The organism is Pseudomonas sp. HMSC08G10 (genome assembly GCF_001808425.1).
GTDB classification, from domain to species: Bacteria; Pseudomonadota; Gammaproteobacteria; order Pseudomonadales; family Pseudomonadaceae; genus Aquipseudomonas; species Aquipseudomonas guariconensis.
The window spans coordinates 210,171-230,169 of sequence record NZ_KV793311.1 but is presented as its reverse complement, the minus strand read 5'-3'; the positions used below and the strand labels follow the sequence as shown (position 1 = coordinate 230,169).

Annotated in this window: 23 protein-coding genes; 10 read left to right on the top strand and 13 right to left on the bottom strand. The window is 63.7% G+C overall.

From position 1 onward, the window contains the following. Positions 1-142: 142 nt before the first annotated feature. Positions 143-484 carry a cupin domain-containing protein gene (locus HMPREF3173_RS15410; RefSeq protein WP_070574309.1) on the top strand — a complete coding sequence of 114 codons (342 nt, stop codon included), beginning with the start codon at positions 143-145 and terminating at the stop codon, positions 482-484. A gap of 3 nt (positions 485-487) precedes the next feature. Here HMPREF3173_RS15410 and HMPREF3173_RS15405 read toward each other — a convergent pair whose 3' ends face one another. Together HMPREF3173_RS15405 and HMPREF3173_RS15400 are read right to left on the bottom strand one after the other, a co-directional pair. Continuing rightward, entirely contained in the window at positions 488-853 is a 366-nt protein-coding gene (locus HMPREF3173_RS15405; protein ID WP_043214361.1) for a YbaN family protein, read from the bottom strand. A 7-nt stretch (positions 854-860) separates the two neighbouring features. Next, positions 861-1,448 (bottom strand): YecA/YgfB family protein, encoded by a 588-nt coding sequence (locus HMPREF3173_RS15400; RefSeq protein ID WP_043214359.1) that lies wholly within the window; start codon positions 1,446-1,448, stop codon positions 861-863. 256 nt (positions 1,449-1,704) lie between these two features. Here HMPREF3173_RS15400 and recQ point away from each other — a divergent pair, with 256 nt between their 5' ends. Together recQ and HMPREF3173_RS15390 are read left to right on the top strand one after the other, a co-directional pair. After that, positions 1,705-3,843, top strand: a complete 2,139-nt coding sequence (gene recQ / locus HMPREF3173_RS15395; RefSeq protein ID WP_070574307.1) for a DNA helicase RecQ — start codon at positions 1,705-1,707, stop codon at positions 3,841-3,843. Positions 3,844-3,959: 116 nt separating this feature from the next. Then, positions 3,960-4,397 (top strand): MarR family transcriptional regulator, encoded by a 438-nt coding sequence (locus HMPREF3173_RS15390; RefSeq protein WP_043214353.1) that lies wholly within the window; start codon positions 3,960-3,962, stop codon positions 4,395-4,397. A gap of 38 nt (positions 4,398-4,435) precedes the next feature. On the opposite strand, the gene HMPREF3173_RS15385 is transcribed toward HMPREF3173_RS15390, so the two are convergent. After that, positions 4,436-6,622 (bottom strand): patatin-like phospholipase family protein, encoded by a 2,187-nt coding sequence (locus tag HMPREF3173_RS15385; RefSeq protein WP_070574304.1) that lies wholly within the window; start codon positions 6,620-6,622, stop codon positions 4,436-4,438. 69 nt (positions 6,623-6,691) lie between these two features. On the opposite strand from HMPREF3173_RS15385, the gene HMPREF3173_RS15380 reads away from it, so the two are divergent. Continuing rightward, entirely contained in the window at positions 6,692-6,973 is a 282-nt protein-coding gene (locus HMPREF3173_RS15380) for an Rdx family protein (protein ID WP_070574302.1), read from the top strand. Here the strand turns inward: HMPREF3173_RS15380 and HMPREF3173_RS15375 are convergent, their stop codons facing one another. Further along, the gene (locus tag HMPREF3173_RS15375) at positions 6,974-7,864 is read right to left on the bottom strand and encodes a DMT family transporter (RefSeq protein WP_070574300.1); all 891 of its coding nucleotides are present in this window, start codon (positions 7,862-7,864) and stop codon (positions 6,974-6,976) included. 146 nt (positions 7,865-8,010) lie between these two features. Beyond that, a complete protein-coding gene (locus HMPREF3173_RS15370) occupies positions 8,011-8,775 on the bottom strand; it encodes an AraC family transcriptional regulator (RefSeq protein WP_070574298.1) in 765 nt (254 codons plus the stop codon). A gap of 253 nt (positions 8,776-9,028) precedes the next feature. On the opposite strand from HMPREF3173_RS15370, the gene HMPREF3173_RS15365 reads away from it, so the two are divergent. After that, positions 9,029-9,841: a UDP-2,3-diacylglucosamine diphosphatase gene (locus HMPREF3173_RS15365; protein ID WP_070574296.1), complete on the top strand. Its 813-nt coding sequence runs from the start codon at positions 9,029-9,031 to the stop codon at positions 9,839-9,841. A 5-nt stretch (positions 9,842-9,846) separates the two neighbouring features. On the opposite strand, the gene HMPREF3173_RS15360 is transcribed toward HMPREF3173_RS15365, so the two are convergent. Beyond that, the gene (locus tag HMPREF3173_RS15360) at positions 9,847-10,158 is read right to left on the bottom strand and encodes an Mpo1-like protein (protein ID WP_070574294.1); all 312 of its coding nucleotides are present in this window, start codon (positions 10,156-10,158) and stop codon (positions 9,847-9,849) included. Positions 10,159-10,313: 155 nt separating this feature from the next. Between HMPREF3173_RS15360 and HMPREF3173_RS15355 the strand changes: the two genes are divergently transcribed. Continuing rightward, on the top strand, positions 10,314-11,369 hold the full coding sequence (locus tag HMPREF3173_RS15355; RefSeq protein WP_043214335.1) for an AraC family transcriptional regulator: 1,056 nt from the start codon (positions 10,314-10,316) through the stop codon (positions 11,367-11,369). Here the strand turns inward: HMPREF3173_RS15355 and HMPREF3173_RS15350 are convergent. Then, positions 11,326-12,780 (bottom strand): TrkH family potassium uptake protein, encoded by a 1,455-nt coding sequence (locus tag HMPREF3173_RS15350; protein WP_070574292.1) that lies wholly within the window; start codon positions 12,778-12,780, stop codon positions 11,326-11,328. The genes HMPREF3173_RS15355 and HMPREF3173_RS15350 overlap by 44 nt on opposite strands. Positions 12,781-12,939: 159 nt before the next feature. On the opposite strand from HMPREF3173_RS15350, the gene HMPREF3173_RS15345 reads away from it, so the two are divergent. Continuing rightward, positions 12,940-13,497, top strand: a complete 558-nt coding sequence (locus HMPREF3173_RS15345) for a nitroreductase family protein (RefSeq protein ID WP_043214331.1) — start codon at positions 12,940-12,942, stop codon at positions 13,495-13,497. A gap of 33 nt (positions 13,498-13,530) precedes the next feature. On the opposite strand, the gene HMPREF3173_RS15340 is transcribed toward HMPREF3173_RS15345, so the two are convergent. The 6 genes from HMPREF3173_RS15340 to HMPREF3173_RS15315 form a co-directional block, all read right to left on the bottom strand. Continuing rightward, positions 13,531-14,868, bottom strand: coding sequence for a sensor histidine kinase (locus tag HMPREF3173_RS15340; protein WP_043214329.1), 1,338 nt, complete (start codon positions 14,866-14,868; stop codon positions 13,531-13,533). Positions 14,869-14,928: 60 nt separating this feature from the next. Further along, positions 14,929-15,345 (bottom strand): LTXXQ domain protein, encoded by a 417-nt coding sequence (locus tag HMPREF3173_RS15335; protein WP_043214328.1) that lies wholly within the window; start codon positions 15,343-15,345, stop codon positions 14,929-14,931. 171 nt (positions 15,346-15,516) lie between these two features. Then, positions 15,517-16,194: a response regulator transcription factor gene (locus HMPREF3173_RS15330; RefSeq protein WP_043214326.1), complete on the bottom strand. Its 678-nt coding sequence runs from the start codon at positions 16,192-16,194 to the stop codon at positions 15,517-15,519. A gap of 7 nt (positions 16,195-16,201) precedes the next feature. Beyond that, on the bottom strand, positions 16,202-16,588 hold the full coding sequence (locus HMPREF3173_RS15325) for an SH3 domain-containing protein (protein ID WP_043214324.1): 387 nt from the start codon (positions 16,586-16,588) through the stop codon (positions 16,202-16,204). 96 nt (positions 16,589-16,684) lie between these two features. After that, positions 16,685-16,984 (bottom strand): YciI family protein, encoded by a 300-nt coding sequence (locus tag HMPREF3173_RS15320; RefSeq protein ID WP_043214321.1) that lies wholly within the window; start codon positions 16,982-16,984, stop codon positions 16,685-16,687. Between the two features lies 1 nt (position 16,985). Beyond that, a complete protein-coding gene (locus tag HMPREF3173_RS15315; RefSeq protein WP_043214319.1) occupies positions 16,986-17,582 on the bottom strand; it encodes a septation protein A in 597 nt (198 codons plus the stop codon). A 67-nt stretch (positions 17,583-17,649) separates the two neighbouring features. On the opposite strand from HMPREF3173_RS15315, the gene HMPREF3173_RS15310 reads away from it, so the two are divergent. From HMPREF3173_RS15310 to HMPREF3173_RS15300, 3 genes are all read left to right on the top strand, one after another. Further along, positions 17,650-18,510, top strand: a complete 861-nt coding sequence (locus tag HMPREF3173_RS15310; RefSeq protein WP_043214317.1) for a PHP domain-containing protein — start codon at positions 17,650-17,652, stop codon at positions 18,508-18,510. A gap of 13 nt (positions 18,511-18,523) precedes the next feature. Further along, complete coding sequence (locus tag HMPREF3173_RS15305) at positions 18,524-19,153, top strand: L-threonylcarbamoyladenylate synthase (protein WP_043214365.1); 630 nt, start codon at positions 18,524-18,526, stop codon at positions 19,151-19,153. A gap of 125 nt (positions 19,154-19,278) precedes the next feature. Then, a complete protein-coding gene (locus HMPREF3173_RS15300) occupies positions 19,279-19,977 on the top strand; it encodes a segregation and condensation protein A (protein WP_168166391.1) in 699 nt (232 codons plus the stop codon). The last annotated feature ends 22 nt before the right edge of the window (positions 19,978-19,999 follow it).

The window sequence follows — 19,999 nt, the reverse complement described above, 5'->3', positions numbered from 1 at the left end:
GAGCCCGAGCCTGCGGGCGCGGGCTCGCCTCTCGATCCGGGCACAAATGCGACGCCAGGGCATACGCCTTGGTCGTACCTGCAGCACCGGGCCTGCGTCAGCTCCCTAGACTGTGATCGAGCCCACCTCGGAATCAGTCCACATGTCCCTACGCGAATCCCATACCCCCAGCCAAGTCCAGTGGCAGCCCATGCTCTTGGGCGGTCAGCGCCTGGAAGGCGTCAGCTGGAATATCCTGGCCGATACCGGCCCCTGGCAGGCCTACTGGATGAAAATGGCGCCCGGCAGCCGCTCAGTGCCGCACCGGCACGCAGCCACCGAGTTGCTGCAGGTGCTGGAGGGCGAAGTCATGGATGTCGATGGTCAGGTGTTTCGCGCGGGCGACAGCTTGGTCTACGCCGCAGGCTCCGAGCATTGGCTGCGTTCGCCCAGGGGGTGTCTGTTGCTGGTGGTGGAGTCCGAACCGTCGTCGCTCAGCGATTGAGCGTCAACCGGGGCGGCGCAGGGTCTTTTGCTTGAGAATGTACAGGCTGACCAACACGGCGCTGGTGAGCATGAAGGCCCGTGCCCAGAACAGGGGCACCAGGTAGCAGGAAAGGCCGATGCTCGCCCACATGAGGCCGATGGCGTAGACCTTGCCTTTGAGCGGGATGCCTTCGCCACTGAGGTAATCGCGGATCCATGGACCCAGTTTGGGGTGGTTGATCAACCAGTGGTGAAAGCGTGGCGAGCTGCGCGCGAAGCACGCCGCAGCCAGCAGCAGGAAAGGGGTGGTAGGCAGCACCGGCAGGAAGATCCCCACCACCCCCAGCGCAACGCTGAGCCAGCCGATGGCCAGCAACAGGTAGCGCATGGCCACCTTAGTGGTGGCGCGGCTTGAGCAGGGCAGGTTTCTCGTCAGGGGCGTGCAGCAGCAGGAACAGCGCGGTGAGCGCCTCAGGGATCTGCACGATCATGTCATCCTGCAGGCTGGCATTGCGGGCGATGTCCTCGAACTCCGGTTGCTCGTCGAACAGGCCCGAACCGACCATGATCGGCAGCAGCATTTCGCTGACTTCTTCCTCGGCGTTCTCGAACCAGGCTTCCTCGCGCAGGAAGACGCCTTCCATGAAACCGATGCACCAGCCGCGCAGGTCGGAGTCGTCCGGCTCGTCGGTCAGGTCCAGGTCGCATGGCAGCTCGAACTCGTCGTCGCTGGCCAGTTGGCGGCCGATGTGGGCCTTGAGGGCCACCAGGGTCGCCTCGATCTCGGTGCGCTGGGCATCGCTCGCGTAGTGGGGCTCTTCAGCGAACAGGGCGTCGATCCATTCGCGCTCGGGAACTTCCTCGGAGCAGATCGACAGCGCGGTCAGGTAGCCATGGGCGGCGACGTAGTCCAGCGCTTCTTCGTGCAGCTCGTCGGCGTCGAGGAAGGCTTGCAGGCGGGTCAGTTGCTCGGCGAAGGACATTACAGGGCTACCTTGGGGAATAAACGATAACGAATTCTAGCACCTTGCGGCGGCTGGGGGCCAAGGGAACGTCTGTCGTGGGGAAGCAGTCAGGGCATCCTGCGCGAGCGGGCACTGGGGTATACTTCGCGATTTTTCACCCAGGGTGCCGTTTCCCAGGCATTCCGGCAAAAGCCGCTTACGCATTGGCAAGTGTGTCCGGCGGATTTTTCGTCCAGCCTGTGTCCAGGATGGTACGGCGATTTTGGAGTTTCCAATGCTCGAACAGGCTCAGCGCGTCCTCAAGGACATCTTCGGCTACGACAGTTTCCGGGGGCGCCAGGCAGCGATCATCGAATGCGTGGCCAGTGGCGGCGATGCCCTGGTGCTGATGCCCACCGGCGGCGGCAAGTCCCTATGTTTCCAGGTCCCGGCCTTGCTGCGTCCGGGCCTTGCTGTCGTGGTTTCACCGCTGATCGCGCTCATGGACGACCAGGTCGCCACCCTCGACGAACTGGGGGTGGCGGCCGCTGCGCTGAACTCGACCTTGAGCGCTGAGCAGCAACGCGAGCTGGCCGGGCGCCTACGTCGTGGCGAGGTGAAGATGCTGTATCTGGCCCCCGAGCGCCTGGTGCAGCCACGCATGCTGGAGTTTCTGCGGACCCTGGATATCGCGCTGTTTGCCATCGATGAAGCTCACTGTGTCTCGCAGTGGGGCCATGATTTTCGCCCGGAATACCTGCAACTGGGCCAACTGGCCGAGCTGTTCCCCCAGGTACCCCGGATCGCCCTGACTGCAACGGCCGACATGCGTACCCGCGAGGAGATTGTCCAGCGCCTGCATCTGCAGGGCGCAGAGCGATTCCTGTCGAGTTTCGACCGGCCCAACATCTTCTACCGCATCGTGCCCAAGGAAGCGCCGCGCAAGCAGTTGATGGCGTTTCTCGCAGAGCGCCGTGGCAATGCCGGCATCGTCTATTGCCTGTCGCGCAAGAAAGTCGACGAGACAGCCGCCTTCCTCTGCGAGCAGGGCTTCCCGGCCCTGCCTTATCACGCCGGCCTGGCCGCCGAGACCCGTGCGGCCAACCAGCATCGCTTCCTCAACGAGGAAGGCTTGATCATGGTCGCCACCATTGCCTTCGGCATGGGCATCGACAAGCCTAACGTGCGCTTCGTCGCCCACCTCGATCTGCCCAAATCGATGGAAGCCTATTACCAGGAAACCGGCCGTGCCGGCCGTGATGGCCTGCCGTCTGACGCCTGGATGGCCTACGGCCTTCAGGACATGGTGATGCTCAAGCAGATGCTGCAGAACTCCGAAGGCGACGAGCGCCACAAGCGCATCGAGCAGCACAAGCTCGACGCCATGCTGGCGCTGTGTGAGGAAACCCGCTGTCGCCGCCAGACACTGCTGGCGTACTTCGACGAAGTGCTCGAACAGCCCTGCGGTCATTGCGACAATTGCGTAGACCAGGTCCAGACCTGGGATGCCACCGAGCCTGCGCGCCAGGCCCTGTCGGCGGTATACCGCACTGGTCAGCGCTACGGGGTGGGCCACCTGGTCGATGTGCTGGTGGGCAAGGATACCGAGAAGGTGCGTAGTTTCGGTCATGAAAAGCTGTCGGTGTTCGGCGTCGGCAAGGCCCTGAGCGAACACGAATGGCGTTCGCTGTTCCGCCAGCTGGTGGCACGTGCCTTGGTTGACATCGACCTGGAGGGCTACGGTGGGCTGCGTCTGACGGACAGTTGCCGGCCCTTGTTACGCGGCGAAGTCACCTTGCAGTTGCGCCGCGACCTCAAACCACAGGCCGTGGCCAAATCCTCCGGTGGCGGCAGCCCTGCCAGCCAGCTGGTGCGTGCCGAGGAGCGCGAGCTCTGGGAGGCGCTGCGAGCCCTGCGGCGCAAGCTGGCCGAGGAGCACAGTGTGCCGCCTTATGTCATCTTCCCCGACTCGACCCTGCTGGAGATGCTGCGCAGCCAACCTACCAGCCTCAGCGACATGGCCCAGGTCAGTGGCGTCGGTGCGCGCAAGCTGGAGCGTTACGGCGAAGCGTTCCTCGAGATACTCAATGGCGGTACGGGGGATCAGGCGCCGAAGGTGGTGCTCGACCTTCGCCACGAGCTGGTCAGCCTGGCCCGTGCCGGCATGACGCCGGCGCAGATCGCCGGCCAGCTCAATTGCAGTGAGAAGAATGTCTACAGCCTGCTGGCCGAGGCCCTTGGTCGCCAGGAGTTGAGCCTTGAGCAGGCTCTGGATCTGCCCGAAGACCTGCTGATGGAAGTGCAGGATGCCTTCCTTGACGGCGAAGGCGAACTGCCTCCGGTATCGGCAGTATCACCATTGTTCGGCCAGCGCGTGCCGGAAGGCGTGCTGCATTGTGTGCGTGCGGCATTGGCCGCGGAGTTCGAGCTGTGACTGACCCTCGTCACGCTTTTTGACGATTATCGGAGATTCCCGCGCGCTGCAGCCTTGCCTGTTGGCGTCGGGCATGATTAGCTGGCTAATAATTAGTTCTGTTCATAGAGTCGCTTATGCCCCTGACCGATAACCAACACCGCTTCGGCATGCAGCTGGCCCAGATGTCCCGCGGCTGGCGCGCCGAACTGGACCGCCGCCTTGCCGGGCTCAACCTGTCCCAGGCACGCTGGTTGGTGCTGTTGCACCTGGCCCGCTTCGAAGAGTCCCCGACCCAGCGCGAGCTGGCCCAGAGCGTCGGGGTCGAGGGGCCGACGCTGGCGCGGTTGCTCGACAGCCTTGAGAGCCAAGGCCTGGTGCGCCGTCAGGCGGTGATGGAAGACCGTCGGGCGAAGAAAATCCTGCTGTGCCCACCGGCCAAGCCGCTGATCGACCAGATCGAGACCATCGCCAACGCCCTGCGTCAGGAGTTGTTCACAGGTGTCGACGAGGCTGATCTGGAAGTCTGCATGCGGGTGCATGCGAAGATTCTCGCCAACCTCGAAAAATCCTGAATCCATGCCACGTGGGGCCGCACGGCGGCTCCACTGGTCTAGAAGGTATGACCCAGGTTCAGGTACACCGCCTTCTGATGTTCATCGTTGGCTCCATAGCTGATGTTCAACGGCCCCAACGGTGTCTCCAGGCCCAAGAAGATGCTTGCTGCGTTGATGTACCCGCTGTCGAACTCGTTGTCGTTGTTCCAGGCCCGGCCACGCTCGAGCGAGCCCCCCAAATACAACGGGAAGTCCAGCGGTAGGTAGGCGCGGGGCGTCAGGCGGCGGTAGTAGACCATGCGCATCAGGCTGATGTTCTGCCCCGACACCGAGTCCTGGCGAAAGCCCGACAACTGCCTGGCCCCACCGAACACGAAGCTTGAGGTCACCACCTGGGCGTCATCCAGGGTGCGCCCATAGCGCCCGCCCAGCACCAGGCTGTTCGGCCCGCTGCTGAAGGCCTTGTCCAGCTTGAACTCCCACTGGCGGTACTGCTCGTCCGAATCCAGCGACTTGTCGTATTGGCGCACGGCCAGCCCGATGTCTTCGCCACTGTGGGGGAAGTACACGTTGTCAAACGTGTCGAAGGAGTACTTCAACTCGTAGAAACCTTCGTTGAAGCTGACCGAAGGCAGGTCCTGGTCGCCGATGCGTACCTCGGCCTCGCCCCAGGCCTTGCCCACCCCCACGCGCACTTCGCCATAGGTACCGATCTGTCGACCGAGGTTGAGGCCGAAGCCGTAGCGCTCAAGGCGGTATTCGGCGATTGGGTCGTTGTCCAGGGTCGCCTCGATGTTCTGCGAGCCGAAGTCCAGATAGGGCGCGATGAAATAGCGCGAGCCCACATCCAGGGGTTGGTAGAACTCGCTGTAGAGCTCCTGCTGGTCGCCGATCTGGGCACGGGTCAGCCACTCGGCGCCCAGCCGGTTGATACCGTTGACCCGGTAGCTGGCGCCGAGGTTGAAGGCGCTGTCGCCGCGCATATCGTCCGAAAGATTCAGGCCCAGGCGCAGGTAATCGGTGCCGCCACGCCTGCCGCGGGCATTGATCACCAGAGTGTTGTCATCGCCTTTGTGCACCACGCGGTACTGCACCCGGTCGAAGTAGTCCAGGCCGTACAGGGTGCCCATGTCTGTTTGCAGACGATCCAGCTCCAAGGGCTCGCCCAAGGGTTGGCGGATGTAGTAACGGATCACATCGTCGCTGACCTTCGAATCGTTCTCCACCTTGATCGCGGTGATGATCGGCCGGCGCTGGCGTGGCGAGCGGGCCACGGCCAGCCCGGTATCGCCCTCGGCGCGGCGCAGGCTGGCCAGGCGGTTGTCCAAGGCTCGGGCGGCGCGATAGCCGGCATCGATCATGTCTTGGGCGCGGCCGAAATCGGTCACGCCGAAGGCGGCGAGCGAGGGCTGGATGAGGACATCGTCCTGGTGCAGGCTGGCCAGCTGCTCCTCGGAGTTGCGTCGGGTCATCAAGGTGATCGACTGGTTGAGCACGTCGACCACCGTGGCCAGTTGCTTGCGGTCACGCAAGGGGGTGCCGATGTCGACCACGATGGCCAGGTCCACCCCCATGTCCCGCGCCACATCGACGGGAATGTTGTCGACCATGCCACCATCCACCAACAGGCGGCCGTCGAGTTCGACCGGGGCGAACACGGCCGGGATCGACATGCTAGCGCGGATCACCTGGGGCAGGTGACCGCGGCTGAACACCACCTTTTCGCCACTGGCGATGTCGGTGGCTACGGCGCGAAAAGGGATCGGCAGCTTGTCGAAATCACGGGTGTCGGCGGTGTGGGCCAGCTTGCTTTCCAGCAGCAGGGAGAGGTTCTGGCCCTGGATCACGCCCAGGGGCAGGCCAAGACTGCCATCGTCGCGAAAGCTGAGCTTCTGCTTGACCAGGAAATCGCGGTCGTCCTGTTTGCGCCGGAACGGTACGTCCTTGCGTGGCGGGGCATCGGACAGCGCCTGCTGCCAGTCGAGGGTGGTGGCGAGTTTCTCGAGCTCCTCGACGCTGTAGCCGGAGGCATACAGCCCGCCGATCACCGCCCCCATGCTGGTGCCGGCGATGGCGTCGATGCGTACACCTTGCTCCTCCAAAGCCTTGAGCACGCCGATATGGGCAATGCCCCGGGCCGCGCCACCTGACAACACCAGGCCGACCTTGGGCCGGGCGACTTCAGCGGCCAGGGTGGTAAAACTGGTGACTATCAGCAAAAGGCAGAACAGCAGGCGGCGCATCGTGAGTCTCAAAACCGTGGTCAAAGACCGCTAGTATAAGCGGCTCATCCCCGAAGGAGACGCGTTGTCATGGCGCAGCCCAAGCCCGAAATCGTCATCACTTATTGCACCCAATGCCAATGGCTGCTGCGCGCGGCCTGGCTGGCTCAGGAGTTGCTCAGCACCTTTGCCGACGACCTGGGCCGCGTGGCCCTGGAGCCGGGTACCGGTGGGGTGTTCCGCATAACCTGCGATGGCATCCAGCTCTGGGAGCGTAAGGCCGATGGTGGCTTCCCCGAGGCCAAGGTGCTCAAGCAGCGACTGCGCGACCAGATCGACCCGCAGCGCGACCTGGGCCATAACGATCGCTGATCAGGCGCTTTCGGCCAGTGAGCGCTGCCTGGGTGATTGCTCGGCGGCCATGCGACTGGAGAGCACGATGGCGAAGATGATCAGCACGCCGCCCACCAGCATGCGCACGGTCGGCGTTTCGGCGAACACCACCCAGGCGACGGCGATGCCATAGACCGGCTCCATGCCGAACACCACGGCGGCGGTGCGTGCCTTGATCACTGCCAGGCTGGCGACGAACAGGCTGTGGGCTACGCCTGTGCAGAAGATGCCGAGCAGGGCGATCCACAGCCAGTCCATGGTCGCTACCTGATTCAGGCCTGGGCCGGCGAAGGGCAGCAGGCACAGGCCGACCACCAGGTTCTGCCACAGCGCGGCCTGTACTGCCGGCAGACGCCCGGAACCGGCGCGATTGGTCAGCGACAGCAGCGAGAACAGCAATCCCGAGAGCAACGCCCACAGCAGCCCGCCTGTCGCTTCGCTTTGCAGGTCGAAGGCAGGGGTGACCAGGACCAAGCCGATGCTCACCAGCACCACCAGCACGGCCTCGTTGCGGCGTATACGCTCGCGGAACAACACGCCTTCGAGAATCACTGTGAAGGCGGGGAAACTGGCGAAGCCGAGGGTGGCGATGGCCACGCCGCCGACCTTGACGGCAATGAAGAAACTGACCCAATGCCCGGCCAGCAGCACGCCGCCGAGCAGAAGCCGGCGCGCATCCTGGGCGCTGAGGCGTTGCCAACCGGGGCCGGCGAGGCTGGCGAACAGTGCCAGAGCGAGCACGGCGAAGGCGGCGCGGCCAAAGACAATGATCGTGGGGCTGGCACTGGCTGCCAGCTTGCCGAAGACGCCGGTAAGGCCGAAGAAAAGGGCGCCGATGTGCAGGGCGCCAAGGGCGGTGCGGTGGTTCATGGTAGTCCTTGTGATGACAGTGGCCCAAGCGCGGTGGAGCGGGTGTATCCGGCGATGGGGCAGGCGGCCAGCGAACAACCCGCTGGCTCGATATTCCAGGGCCAGTCTACGAGGGCAGCCGCGTGCTGTCTGTCGCGATCCTCGCGTCAGTTGTCGCCAGGCTCGCGGCGCAAGGCCATGGGTGAGCGGCCGAAGTCGCGCAGCATGGCGGCAGAAAACGCACTCTGGGAACTGTAACCGACCTGCGCGGCAATTTCGCCGATCGGCAGGCAGGTCTGCTGCAGCAAACGTCGCGCCTTGAGCAATCGCCGCTGGCGGATGTAGTCCATCGGCGTCATGGCGCATTCGCTGGCGAAGCGCGCATGCAGGCGGGCGCTGGACAAACCGGCCAGGCGTGCCAGGTCGGCCACCTGCAGCGGGTGGGCCGCGTGCTGCTCGATGTGCGCATCGAATGCCGCGTAGGGCAGGCGCCGCTGGACGCTCGCCGGCAGGGTGTGCGCATTGAGGGTAGCCAGCAGCAGGACTGCGCCCTGCTGGGCGATCAAGGGGTCATCCACCGGGCTGCTGGCGAGCCAGTCGACCAACTGTTGCTGCCGGCTGTCCAGGCTCAGAGGGCCTGGACGATCGAGCAGGCGGCGGCTGGCATCGGCATGGCGGCCCAATTGCTCGTACAACCAGTGTTCATCAGGAACGTCCAGCACCAGGCAGTCGCTGCCAGATGGACTGCCGCAGGTGTGATGTGCGCCGGCTGGTACCACCATCAGGCCCTGGCGCTGGACTAGCGCGCCATGGCCCTGAACCTCGAAATCCAGGCGGCCGCCCAGGCCAAACACCAGTTGTGAATGGTCGTGACTGTGGGCAATCAGGTCGTGGCGGTAGTGGCGCAGGGAGAGGATCGGGCCGATGGTCATGGGAGCTTCCTCGCGGGGCAGGGCGCTAGGCTCTGTGCGAAATGTATCCGCACTCGCCCACACTGCGTTGAAACGGGGTTTGGAATGCTCGTATACGCTAATACGCTGCGCTTGCCCGCTCCGTTTCGTGAACACAGTGCATTCGGGCCCTAGTGTACACACCGGGCTGTTGCCCGGGGAATCCATCACGCCGCTGCCACCAACCTGTCATCCGCAACTGCCAGTCTCCAGCAAACAGCGCAGGAGCCTGCCCATGACCCATGCCGAACTCGCCCGCCCGACGCGCAAGCAACGCGTGCGCACCTTGTGGATTTCCGATGTGCACTTAGGTACACGCGATTGCCAGGCCGAACACTTGTCGCAGTTTCTCAAGGGGTACCAGGCCGACCGCATCTACCTGGTCGGTGACATCATCGATGGCTGGAAGCTGCGCGGTGGCATCTACTGGCCCCAGGCCCATACCAATGTCATCCGTCGGTTGCTCACCCTGAGCAAACGCGGCACCGAGGTCATCTATGTCACTGGTAATCACGACGAATTCTTGCGGCGCTACTCCAAGCTGATCCTGGGTAACATCCAATTGGTGGACGAGGCCGAACACTTGACCGCCGATGGCCGGCGCCTGTTGGTGATCCATGGCGACCAGTTCGATGTGATTACCCGCTACCATCGCTGGCTGGCGTTCCTAGGTGATCGGGCCTATGAATTCACCCTGGTGCTCAACCGTTGGCTCAACCAGTGGCGGGCCCGCTATGGCTACGGCTATTGGTCGCTGTCGGCGTACCTCAAGCACAAGGTCAAGGGGGCGGTGAACTTCATCAGTGACTTCGAAGATGCCATCGCCCACGAATGCATCCGGCGGGGCTTGCACGGCGTTGTCTGCGGTCATATCCATCACGCCGAGATTCGCCAGGTAGGAGAGGTGCAATACCTCAATTGCGGCGACTGGGTGGAGTCGTGCACAGCGCTGATCGAGCACTGGGATGGGCAGATCGAACTCTATCGCCTGGCCGATGCCCAGGCCCGCGAGGCCGAGCGCTTGGCCGCTCTGCGTGAGACGGCCTAGCTGCCTTAGAGGCTGATCTTGCCGCGCAGGATATCGCGGAACATGGCGAAGTCGCCCAGCAGGCTGTACAGCGGATGGCTGAAAGTGGCCGGGCGGTTCTTCTCGAAAAAGAAATGACCGATCCAGGCAAAGCCATACCCGGCAAATGGCACGGCCAGCAGTAGTTGCCAGCGCCCGCTGGCGAAGGTGTAGGCGAGCAGGGCGATGACCAGGCTGGTGCCGACGAAGTGCAGGCGGCGGCAAGTGGGGTTGCTGTGTTCGCCCAGGTAATAGGGGTAGAACTCGGCAAAACTTCGAAAATGTGCGGTAGGGGTCATGGCAGTACTCCCGTCAGGTTCGCGTTGTGAACAGATACACGGCGCGGAGCCTGAATCGAGTCTAGAGTGATTGTCGGAGCCGGCCAGTGACCAAAGGCGCCAATTGAGTATCTTTTCGATTCGCCGCATGAAGCGGTCAGCACAAGAAGCCTGCCATGAGCGAGAGAACCACGTCAGCCAGCTGGGCATCAGGGATTGTCAAAGCGCTCGAGTTGGAAGGGCTCGACTGCCAGGCCATGTTCAAGCAGCTCGGGCTGGATTTTGCGGCCCTGGACGATCCTGACGCGCGCTTTCCCCAGGACGCCATGACCCGCCTGTGGCAGCTGGCGGTGGAGCTTTCGGGCAATGAGGCGATTGGCCTGAACATGGCCCGGGTGGTGCGTCCGGCATCGTTCCATGTGGTGGGTTATGCGCTGATGTCCAGCCGCACCCTGGCCGAGGGATTCGAACGCCTGGTGCGTTATCAGAGAATCATCGCCGAGAGCGCCGATCTGAGCTTTCGCCTGGAGCCGGAGGGTTACGCGCTGGTGCTGACTGTGCATGGCGACCACCTGCCTCCCACCCGCCATAGCGCCGAGGCGTCGCTGGCTTGCGCGTTGTCCTTGTGCACCTGGCTCAGTGGGCGTGCCATCCAGCCGCGCCGGGTGTTGATCCAGGGGCCACAGCCGAAGAACGTCGAGCCCTACAAGACGGCGTTCCATGCCCCTTTGGTGTTCGGTGCGCCCCATGATGCGCTGGTGTTCGAGCGGGCGGACATGGAGGCCCCGCTGCCGACGGCCAACGAGGCCATGGCCGTGCTGCACGACCGTTTCGCTGGGGAGTACCTGGCACGCTTTTCGGAAAGCCGGGTGACCCATCGGGTGCGCCAGGTGTTGTGTCGCGTCCTGCCCCAGGGTGAGCCCAAGCGCGAAACGCTCGCCCAGGCGTTGCACCTGTCCCAGCGTACCCTGCAGCGCCGCTTGCAGGAGGAGGGCACCAGCTTCCAGACCTTGCTCGACGACACCCGCCGGGAACTCGCCGAACAGTACCTGGCCCAGCCCGGCATGACTTTGCTGGAAACCGCCTACTTGCTAGGGTTTGCCGACCCGAGCAACTTTTATCGGGCGTTCCGCCGCTGGTTCGATGTCACCCCAAGCGAGTATCGCGCCCGCCTTGAGGCAGAGTCGGTCAGTGACGCCAGAACGCCGGCATGCACAACACCAGCACCGTAATGATTTCCAGACGACCGAGCAGCATGCCGCCTGAAAGAATCCACTTGGCCGCATCCGGCAGGGGCGCATAGTTGCCCGCAGGGCCAATCACCTCGCCCAGGCCCGGCCCGACGCCGGAGACGGTGCCCGCGGCGCCGGTCAGCGCGGTCATCCAGTCCACGCCCAGCAACGACAGCAGCAGGGCGATGACACAGATGGTGACGGCGAAGAAGAACGAGAAGGTCAGGATCGAGCGCACGATCTCTTCGTCGAGACGGTGGCCGTTGTATTTTTGTTTGATCACCGCGCGGGGGTGGATCAACTGGTTGAGGCTCGCCTTGAGCAGGATGTAGGCGACCTGGAAGCGGAAGATCTTGATGCCACCGGCGGTGGAGCCGGAGCAGCCCCCGATGAAGCCCAGGTAGAAGAACAGCATCAGCGAGAAGTTGCCCCACAAGCTGTAGTCGCCCAGGGCGAACCCAGTGGTGGTGACCACCGACGTGACGTTCAGCGCCACATGGCGCAAGGCGTCGAGCCAGTGCAGATTGGTGGTGGCCCAGTACCAAGTGCCCAGCACCAGCCAGGTGGCCACCAGCAAACCGAGCAGGCCCTGGACCTGCTGGTCGCGGATCAAGGCTTTGCGGTTGCCGCGCAAGGTGGCCACGTACAGGGTAAACGGCACGCTGCCCAGGATCATCACCACCACCGCCACCCAGTGCACGGCTGGGATGTCCCACTTGGCCAGGGACTGATCGGAGGTGGAGAACCCGCCGGTGGAAATCGCCGACATGGCATGGTTGATGGCATCGAACGGCCGCATGCCTGCCCACCAGAACGCCAGGCTGCCGAACACGGTGATGCCGACATACACCGCCACGATCGACTTGGCGACCATGTGCGAGCGCGGCATGACCTTTTCAGAGCGGTCGGAGGATTCGGTCTGGAACAGGCGCATGCCACCGATTCGCAGCAGCGGCAGGATCGCTACCGCCATGCCGATGAAGCCGATGCCGCCGAGCCAGTGCAGCATCGAGCGCCACATCAGGATGCCTGGGGACATGTTGTCGAGCCCGCTGAGCACCGTGGCGCCAGTGGCGGTGATGCCGGACATGCTTTCGAAAAAAGCGTCGGTGTAACTGATGTGCTGGGTCAACAGGAACGGCAGGGCGGCGAACACGCACACGACCAACCAACTGCTGACCGTCAGCAGGTACATGTCGCGTGGGCGCAGGTGGACGTGCTCGGGCCGCCCCTGAACGACCAGCGCCAGGCCGGCGATGAAGGTGATCAGGCTCGACCAGAGGAACGAAGGCATGTCGCTGGTGCGTTCGAAGACCACCAGGGTCGTCATGGGCACGACCATGCTGACCGCCAGGGTGATCAGGAAGATGCCGATGATGAAACCAATGATCCTTAAGGTCGGCAACGCCATGTGATCTGCTCTGACTCGAAACGGAAAGGGCGCCATTTTAAGCGGCAGGCTGCAAGCTGCAAGCGGTAAGCGTGAGAGGACGTTTTTCTTGCGGCTTGCAGCTTGTGGCGTGCAGCTTGAGAATGGCCGCACTTTTTCAATCTGCCAGGAGGGTAGCCCATGGAGGCTCTCGACGCATTGCTCAACCGTGTTTCCGTGCCACGCCTGACCGACCCGGCGCCCAATGCCGCCCAGCGCGAAGCGCTGTTCCAGTCGGCCTTGCGCGCCCCGGACCATGGCCAGCTGCGCCCATGGCGCTTCCTGACCATCGAGGGTGCGGCTCGTGAAAAGCTCGGTGAGCTGTTCGCCGAAGCGGTACAGAAGAAGGGCGACGCCAGCCAGGCCGCGCTGGACAAGGCGCGGGCCATGCCGCTGCGTGCGCCTTTGCTGATCGTGGTGGTGGCTCGCCTGCAGGACCACTTCAAGGTGCCTAAGTCCGAGCAACGCCTTGCAGCCGGTTGCGCTGCCCATGGCATTCTCATCGCAGCTCATGCCCAGGGGATCGGCGCTGTGTGGCGTACCGGCGACATGGCGTTCGATGCTCATGTGCACCAAGGCCTGGGGCTTGCCGACAACGAGGAGCTGATCGGCTATCTGTATGTCGGCACGCCCATGGCTGAGCCACGGACCGCTCCGGTGCTGGCTACCGCCGACTTTGTCAACGCCTGGGGCGAGTGATTCACCAGGGCCGTTGCACGGCCCTGGGTCCTTTCAGTCGGTAATCATCTCGCAGGGCAGCTCCAGCGTCGCGACAAACCCGCCTTGCGGGTGATTGCCTAGCACTAGGTTCCCGCCGTGGCGTTCCGCCGCCCGTCGGGCGATGGCCAGTCCCAGGCCGTGCCCAGGTGCTTCCTGCCCAGGAGCGCGGAAGAATGGCTCCCCCAACTGCGCCAGGTGCTCATCGGCCACCCCGGGCCCATGGTCACGTACGCTCAGTACGATCCGCCCAGCCTCGCGAACGGCATGGATCTCGATCGGCTGACCTGGCGGGTTGAAGCGCAAGGCATTGCGCACCAGGTTGTCCACGGCACGCTCGATCAGTGTCGGCCAGCCTTGCAGGGTGAGCCCCGGGGTGGCCTCCAGGCGTATTTCCTGCTCCGGGACGCTGAGCTGGGCGTCCTTGCGCACGCTGCCCAGCAGGGCGTTGAGGTCCACTGGCTCGGCATGGGACTGCTCGGCGTCGACCCTGGCCAGGGCGAGGATTTCGCTGATCAGGTCTTCCAGGCGATCACACTCACGGGTCAGTCGCGGCCATAGGGCCTGGCGCTGCTCAGGCTCGGCACGTTCGGCCAAGGCCAGGGCGATGCGCAGCCGCGCCAAGGGTGAGCGCAGCTCGTGGGAGACATCGCGCAGCAGTTGCCGCTGGCTGCCGATCAGGCTTTGCAAGCGCGCGCCCATCTTGTTGAAGTCATTGGCCAGTACACCGAACTCGTCACGCCGGGCCGCCAGTCGCGCCAGGCTGTTCTGCTGGTAGCTGGTTTGTCCCAGATCGTGTACCGCCCCGCGCAGCCGGCTGAGCGGGCGGGTGATCGACAGCGTGACGAACAGGCTGAACAGCGTCAGCACCACCAAGGCGATCCCCAAGGCGCTGAGCGGCCACAGCAGGCTCTCGCGGTGCCAGGCGTTGAGCGCCGGGTGTGGAATGCGGTAGATCAGCAGGTAGGTCTCGCCACTGTCTGGACTGGTGTATTCCTGGGTCAGGCGACGCCAGGGCAGACGGCGCTGGTCATTGTGCTGACGGGCCTCGAAGGCGGCCGCGCGACGTGGGAAAGTGCCCGGGACCACGGCCTCGCCACTGTCGTTGAGCACTTGCACGTCGATGCCAAAGCGGTGCTTGCGCCGTTCCAGAAAGCGCTGGGCAGACTCCAGGCCTTCCTGCTCATAGTGCTGGGTCCAGCGGCTGGCCAGGGTATTGAGGCCCGGATGGCGACTAAGGATCCAGGCATCCTGGTTGAGCATGTGGCCAAGCAGGATCGACAGGCCGGCGACCAGGGCGATGGCCAGCCAGAAGCTGGCCAGGATGCGCCAGAACAATGACCGCAAGAGCACCTCCTGAAAGCAAGAAAAACCCGGCCCGCCGGGAGGCGGGTCGGGCGCAGGGCTGACAGCTTACTGGGCCTTGGTGCCTTTTTCAGCTTTCCAGGCCTGGAACTCCTGCCACTCGGCCTTGCGGGCGGCGCGTTCCTTTTGCAGCTCGTCGAACTTCTTCTGCTGGTCGGGCTTGAGCAAGGCGCGGATATCGGCCTGGGTCTTGTCGTGGCTGGCCTTGATCTCGTCTTTCATGGCCTTCTGGTCGGCAGCCGGCAGCTTGGCGATGTAACGTTCGGTGATGTCGCGGCGGTGCTTCATTTGCTCGCCCATCAGCTTGCCGATCTGCTGGCGCTGGTCGCGGCTCAGGTCCAGTTGGGCGAAAGGCGCGTCACCGCGATGATGCCAGCCACCGTGGTGCGGACCGCCTTCGGGCATGGCCATGGCCACGGTCGGCAGGGTGGCGGCGAACATCAGAGCGATAAGGGTCTTGCGCATGGTGTTTCTCCTTTCATGGGCCGGTGGTTACCGGATGAGCCCAGTCTAGGGAAAGCAAGGTCAAGGGCGGTCAGGTGAGCGTAAAGACTTGGTAAAGGCTTGGGCTGCAAGCTGCAAACTACAAGACAGATCCGTGAGGGGGGCTGCCTTCTTGCAGCTCATCGCTTGCCGCTAGAGGCTGTAGTAGTAGCCGCGGCTACGCAGGGCAACGATGCGAGGTCGGCCATCAGGGTGCGGGCCGACTTTCTTGCGCAAGTTGCTGACGTGCATATCCAGGCTGCGGTCATAGAGGGTCAGCTTGCGGCCCAGGGCGATCTGCGCCAGTTCCTGTTTGTCCAGTGGGTCGCCAGGCTGGCGCAGCAATGCCTCGAGAATACGGCTTTCGGAAAGCGTGAGGGTCATTTCGCGAGCATCGACACTGACCACGCCCCGCGCAGGGCTGAAGGTCAGGTCGCCGACTTCGAGCTGGGTGCTGGTGGCTGCCGGGTGGCTGCGACGCAGCACCGCGCGCAGGCGGGCGGTGAGCTCGCGTGGGTCGCAGGGCTTGGCCAGGTAGTCGTCGGCGCCCAACTCCAGGCCCAGGATACGGTCCAGGGGTTCGCCGCGGGCCGACAGCATCAGCACTGGCAACTCCGCATGCTCGGTGCGTAGTTGCTTGAGCAGCTCAAGGCCACTGCCATCAGGCAGCATCACGTCCAGCACCACGGCCGCCGGCGCATGGGCCGCCAAGGCCTGGCGCGCGCTCTGGCCATCGTGGCAGGCACGTACGTCGAACCCTTCCTGGCTCAGCCAACTGCCGAGCAGCTCGCAGAGTTCCTGGTCATCATCAATCAGTAACAGCTCGCTCATGACTCACTCAATTCAACCATTGACGGCGTCTTCTGTGTCCGCCACTGGCTAAGATACCGCAGACAGCCGAAAACAGTGCAACGGCCGAGCCGATCACGAACCATAACTGCTGGTCGCTGAGCAGCGGTACCGGGGCGCTGGCCTGCAGCTCCTTGAGCGAAAGCTTAAGGCGCTGGTTTTCCTGGCGCAGGCGTGCGAGCTGGGCATTGTCTTGCCCGTTTTGGGTGTCTTGCAATTGCTGGTTGAGCGCGGCGCGTTGCTGTTCACTGTCCTGCAGACGTTGCTGCAGCTCGGTGATCTGCGCAGCGGCAGTCAACGACAGTGGTTCTTCGGCAATGGCAAAAGGGGACAGCGACAGCAGGCAAAGCAGCAGTGACATCGGACCTCGGCGCATTGGAACTCCTGATTCCTATCGGTTCAGAAGGTTGTCGGCCGCAGGTCGTAATAGATGAGCGCGGGCCTCATGAACCTGTCATGAGGCCCGGTCCGATCAAGGCAGGACTTGCTTGAATGGCTTGACCACGACCTTGTCGTACACGCCGGCGGCGATGTACGGGTCGGCATCGGCCCAGGCTTGGGCGGCGGTCAGGGAGTCGAATTCGGCGACGATGAGGCTGCCGGTGAAGCCTGCGGCGCCTGGGTCGTTGCTGTCGATCGCCGGGTGCGGGCCGGCCAGGATCACACGTCCCTCGGCCTTGAGCTGCTGCAGGCGCTCGATGTGCGCCGGGCGGGCAGCCAGGCGTTTTTCCAGGGAACCTTCGACGTCGCTTGCGATGATGGCGTAGAGCATGTCAATCCTTAGGTTTGGAAGTGGAGGGGTCGCTGTCATGCAGGTGGCGCGACAGGTACACGCCCTGGGCCACCAGGAAGATCACGGTCATACCCAGGCTGCCGAACACCTTGAAGTCGACCCAGAAGTCCTGGAAGGTGAATGCGACGAACAGGTTGGCCGCACCGCACACCAGGAAGAAGCCGATCCAGGCCAGGTTCAGGCGCGTCCAGATTGCCTCGGGCAGGCTCAGGGCGTGGCCCATGATGCGCTTGATCAGGACCCGGTCACCGACGAAGTGGCTGCCGGCGAAGGCCAGGGCGAACAGCCAGTTCACCACCGGTGCTTTCCACTTGAGGAAGGTTTCGCTGTGGAAGGCCAGGGTAAGGCCGCCGAACACCAGGCAGGCGACCAGGGTCAGCAGCTGCCCCTTCTCGAGCTTGCCGTGGCGCAGGAACAGCGCGCCGTAGACCACCAGGGAGCTGAGAATCAGCACCGCCGTGGCGCTGTAGATGCCGCCGAACTCGACGCTGTGACCAGCGATTTCGACCGCGCGCGGGTCGAGTTTGTAGACGATGAAGAACAACAACAGCGGGATGAAATCGATGAATTGTTTCACAGTGGCAGCCAGAAGCGGGATGTGACGGCATAATAACAAACATCGATTCCAGCGAAAGCGCTCCTCCATGAATGTTGATCTGCACTGTCACAGCACGGCCTCCGACGGCGCCTTGTCGCCTTCGGCCCTGGTCGCCCGGGCCCACGAGCACGGGGTGCAGACGTTGGCACTGACCGACCACGACACCATAGAAGGCCTGGCCGAGGCGCGTCAGGCCTGCCACGCCAACGGCATGCGCTGGGTCAGTGGAGTGGAGCTGTCCTGTACCTGGGGGGGCGCCACGATCCATGTGCTGGGCTATGACTTCCCGCTCGACGCACCGCCGCTGCTCGAGGCTATCGAGGCCTTGCACCGTGGCCGTTGGCTGCGCTCCGAGGAAATCGACCGACGGCTCGCGGCCAAGGGCATGCCCGGCACGCTCGAAGGCGCCAGGGCGGTGCAGCAGGAGCTGGGCGACAGCGGCAATGCCCCGGCGCGTCCGCACTTTGCCGAGTTCCTGGTGCGTGCCGGCCACGTCAAAGACCGCGGCGAGGCGTTTCGCAAGTGGCTGGGCGCCGGCAAGCTGGGCGACGTCAAGCTGCATTGGCCGACCCTGGAGGAAACCGTCGCCACGCTGCGTCGGTCCAACGCTTGGGTGAGTCTGGCCCATCCGATGCATTACGAGTTGACTCGCAGTAAGCGCAGACGGCTGATTGCAGACTATATTCAGGCAGGCGGGCAGGCGTTGGAGGTGGTCAACGGGATGATGCCGGCCGAGCAGGTGGGCACGATGTCCATCCTCACCCGTGAGTTCGGCCTGCTGGCAAGTGCTGGCAGTGACTTCCACGGCCCCGGCACCTGGGGCGAGATCGGTGCCTACCGGCCATTGCCCGAGGATCTGCCACCTTTGTGGCGCCGATTCAGCCATGAACAGCCTTTGGCGGTATGAACAGGACGACTACGTGAGCCAATTTTTCCAGATTCATGCGGAAAACCCGCAGGCGCGCCTGATCAAACAGGCCGTCGAGATCATCCGCAAGGGCGGTGTCGTGGTCTATCCGACCGACTCGGCCTACGCGATGGGCTGTCAGATCGGCGACAAGACTGCCGTGGAGCGGGTCCGACGACTGCGCCAGCTGGACAAGAACCACAACTTCACACTGCTGTGTTGCGACCTTTCGCAAATGGGGTTGTTCGCCAAGATCGACACAGCGACCTTCCGTCTGCTCAAAGCGCACATTCCCGGTCCCTATACTTTCATCCTCAATGCCACGCGGGAAGTGCCCAGGCTGTTGTTGCATGAAAAGCGTCGGACCATCGGCCTGCGGGTTCCTTCCAACCCCATTGCCCGGGCACTGCTCGAGGAATTGGGCGAACCCTTGATGAGCGTGAGCCTCATCCTGCCCGGTGATGAAGAGCCGATGACCGACCCCTACGAGATCCGTGCGCGCCTTGAGCATCATGTGGACCTGATCATCGATGGCGGCTTCGGTGACCTCAAAGCTTCCACCGTGATCAGCCTGGAAGGTGACGAGCCGGAAGTCATCCGTGTTGGCTGTGGCGACCCTGCGCCGTTCCTGGCGCCTGCGTGAGCACGGTGCAAGTGGCCCCGGCCCCGGTCGCTGACAGCGAGGCGCCGCAACAGCTGCAACTGGCGCTGGTTTATGGCGAGGCACTCACCGAACTGCCGCTGGACCTGTACATCCCGCCTGACGCCCTGGAAGTGTTCCTTGAAGCCTTCGAGGGCCCGCTGGACTTGTTGCTGTATCTGATCCGCAAGCAGAACATCGACATCCTCGACATCCCCGTGGCGGAGATCACCCGCCAGTACATGTCCTACGTCGAGCTGATGAAGAGCGTGCGCCTGGAGTTGGCCGCAGAATACTTGGTGATGGCTGCCATGCTTGCCGAGATCAAATCGCGCATGCTGCTGCCGCGCTCCAGCGAGGTCGAGGAGGAAGAGGGCGATCCACGTGCCGAGCTGATCCGCAGGCTGCAGGAATACGAGCGCTTCAAGGCCGCCGCCGAAGGCCTCGATGAGCTGCCGCGGGTAGGCCGGGAGATTGTCGTGCCGCGCCTGGAGGCGCCTCAGGCCAAGGTCCGCAAGCTGTTGCCCAATGTTTCCCTGGAAGAAATCCTGCTGTCCATGGCTCAGGTGATGCGGCGCAACGATCTGTTCGAAAGCCATCAGATCACCCGCGAGACCTTGTCGACCCGCGAGCGCATGAGTGAAGTGCTCGAACGCCTCAAAGGTGGCGGCTTCGTGCCGTTCATCGAGCTCTTTACCGCCGAGGAAGGCAAGTTGGGGGTGGTGGTCACCTTCATGGCGATTCTCGAACTGGTGAAGGAATCGCTCATCGAACTGGTGCAGAATGACCCCTTTGCCCCGATCCATGTCCGTGCCCGGGCCGAGTGACCACGAGCAAGCCTTTCCTACC